At 58.7% G+C, this 3,029-nt stretch carries 1 protein-coding gene and 2 pseudogenes; all 3 read right to left on the reverse strand.

The features are described from left to right. Positions 1-578, reverse strand: a pseudogene (locus EPD60_RS07825) (porphobilinogen synthase); the annotation flags it as partial. A gap of 169 nt (positions 579-747) precedes the next feature. Then, positions 748-1,767: an oxygen-dependent coproporphyrinogen oxidase gene (gene hemF / locus EPD60_RS07830; RefSeq protein ID WP_131448554.1), complete on the reverse strand. Its 1,020-nt coding sequence runs from the start codon at positions 1,765-1,767 to the stop codon at positions 748-750. A 119-nt stretch (positions 1,768-1,886) separates the two neighbouring features. Continuing rightward, a pseudogene (hemE, locus tag EPD60_RS07835) lies at positions 1,887-2,897 on the reverse strand (uroporphyrinogen decarboxylase); the annotation flags it as partial. Positions 2,898-3,029: the final 132 nt, after the last annotated feature.

Raw genomic sequence — 3,029 nt, forward strand, 5'->3', positions numbered from 1 at the left:
TAAGCCATGATGCCGGTCTTCGAATAGCCGTTGTGCTCGAGGCCCTCGCGGATGGCGCCGATGCGGCCGTCCATCATATCGGAAGGAGCTACCATATCGGCGCCGGCTTCGGCATGCGAGATGCTCATCTGCACGAGTGCTTCCACCGTCGGGTCGTTCACGATCTCACCGTTCTCCACGATGCCGTCGTGACCGAAAGACGAATAGGGATCAAGGGCAACGTCGGTCATTACGTACATCTCCGGCACGGCCTGCTTGATGGCGCGGATGCTGCGCTGCATGAGGCCTTCGGGATTCCAGGCTTCAGCACCGGTATTGTCCTTGAGCTCGTCCTTGCATTTGATGAACAGCAGCACGCTGCGGATTCCGAGCTTCCAGAGCTCTTCCACCTCGCGCACGGTGCCGTCGAGCGAGCGGCGGTAATAGTTGGGCATGGATGCGATCTCGGTCACCACGCCTTCGCCTTCATCGATAAAGAGCGGGGCGATCAGATCGGAGGGACGGAGCCGCGTTTCGGCCACCATCGCGCGGATGGCGGGTGTGGCGCGGAGGATTCGGGGACGACGCTGTAGATACATAAAGATGTTATGATGTATGATGGCTGATGGCTGATTTGTTTGTCGATTCATCGATCTCCCGATCGAAATCAAGGTCGCCGCAAAGGTATTCACATGCCATTAGATGCCGTTTTTACCGGGCGCTCCCGGATGTTAAAATAAATCAGACATCGGAGATCGAAAGATTTCTTCAGCAGCTGTTGCTGCGCCGCGCCCACTCGGCTTTATCTTCTTCCGTGGGTGCAAGCCATTCTCTCGGATGCAGGCAAGCCTGGAGCAGCTCGTCTTCTTTTGAGCCGGGCGCGGGCTGGTAGTTGTATTCGAAGCGCACCGTGGGCGGGAGGCTCATGAGAATACTCTCGATGCGGCCATTGGTCTTAAGGCCGAAGATGGTGCCGCGGTCGTGCACGAGGTTGAACTCCACGTAGCGCCCCCGCCGGATCTCCTGCCAGTGCTTTTGCTCCTGCGTGAAAGGATCGTTCTTGTGCTTTTCCACGATGGGAACATAAGCCGGCAGGAAGGCGTCGCCGCAGGCCTGCCCGAAACGGATCCAGAAATCCAGGTCATGGTTTGCATCGGGACGCTGGTGATCGTAGAAGATGCCGCCGATGCCGCGGCGCTCGTTGCCGCGGTGCGTGTTCACGAAGTAATCGTCGCACACCTTTTTGAAGGTGGGATAAAAGGCCGGGTCAAAGCGGTCGCACACCTCTTTGTAGGTGCCGTGAAAATGCCGGGCGTCCTCGTCGAACAAATAGTAAGGAGTGAGGTCGGTGCCGCCGCCAAACCAGCGGTCGGTTACGGCCCCCCTGCCCCCCGAAGGGGGGGACTGAGAACTTCCATCTTTACTATAGAGCTCGAACATTCTGTAGTTGCAGTGTACCGTCGGAACCATCGGGTTGAATGGGTGCAGTACCAGGCTAAGACCACAGGCAAACCACAGATCGCCTTCAATCTTCAGCTGCTTGCGCATGATGTCGCTCACCTCGCCGAAGACGACGGAAGTATTTACACCGCCCTTTTCAAACACGCCGCCGTTGGCAATGACGCGGGTTCTGCCGCCGCCGCCTTCCGGACGCTCCCAGCGGTCTTCGAAGAATTTCTCTTTTCCGTCAACAGCCTCGAGGCCAGCGCAGATGCTGTCCTGGAGGTCGTGGATATAATGAATCCAGCGCGCTCTCGCTTCAGATTCCGGAAGTTGGCTGATGTCCATAGCGTTTTTCTTTTTGGAACTTCACTACCGCGCAGGAGTTTGCTTCGCTGCGCTCGCAATGACGAAGAGGGCCGCCGTCGGCAGCCCACTTCGATATTCGTTATCCGATATTCCTTCACAGCTTCCACAAAGGCCTTTGCATGATCCACCGGCACATTCGGCGTGATGCCGTGTCCGAGGTTGGCGATATAGCGCTGCGTGCCGAAGCCGTCGATCATTTCCTTTACCCAGGTTTTGATCTGCGGGATGGGTGCCAGCAGCTTTGCCGGGTCGAAGTTGCCCTGGATAGTGATGCGGTCGCCGGTCAGCTCGCGGGCCTTCTTCGGTGATACGGTCCAGTCGATACCGATACCCGCGGCACCCGAGTGGCTCAGGTCTTCGATGGCATACCAGGTGCCTTTGGGGAAGAGGATCACGGGTGCTTCGTCTTTTACGGCATTCGATATCTGCAGCAGGTAGGGCTGGGCGAAGGTTTTGAAATCCTCGGGGCTCAGCGCGCCGGCCCAGGAGTCGAACACCTGCACGGTGTCGGCGCCGGCCTTCACCTGTGCCTTCAGGTAGTCGATGGTGATATCGGTGATCTTCTGGAGCAGGGCATGCGCCAGCTGCGGCTGGGTGTAGGCAAACTGCTTGGCCTTGTCCCAGGTTTTGGAGCCCTTGCCTTCCACCATGTAGCAGAGGATGGTCCAGGGCGCGCCGGCGAAACCGATAAGCGGCGTGCGGCCGTTCAGTTCTTTTTTCGTGAGCGTGAGCGCGTCGAGTACGTACTTCAGGCTTTCTTCTGCGCCTTCGGTGATGAGCGCGTCTATGTCGGCCTGCGTCTGGATGGTCTTCGGCAGCGAGGGGCCTTTGCCTTCTTCCATCAGCACTTCCACGCCCATGGCCTGCGGGATCACGAGGATGTCGGAGAAGATGATGGCCGCGTCCACACCCACCTGGTCGATGGGCTGCAGGGTGATCTCGGTGGCGAGCTCGGGCGTCTGCACGCGGGTAAAGAAATCGTATTTGGCCTTCAGCTTCAGGTAGTCGGGCAGGTAGCGGCCGGCCTGGCGCATCATCCATACCGGCGGGCGTTCTACGGATTCGCCGCGGAGGGCGCGCAGGAGGAGGTCGTTCTTCAGTTCGCTCATAAATTATTCTTCGTTATAAAGGTCTCAAAAAACTCCATCGCTTCGCGCAGCAGGTCTTCTTTGCCCGGCTGCCGGGCGATCACCACCGTACCGCTGAAATGGCGGCGGATGGCGTCGGCGGTGGTGGTGCCG

The organism is Flaviaestuariibacter flavus, assembly GCF_004337505.1.
GTDB classification, from domain to species: Bacteria; Bacteroidota; Bacteroidia; order Chitinophagales; family Chitinophagaceae; genus Flavisolibacter; species Flavisolibacter flavus.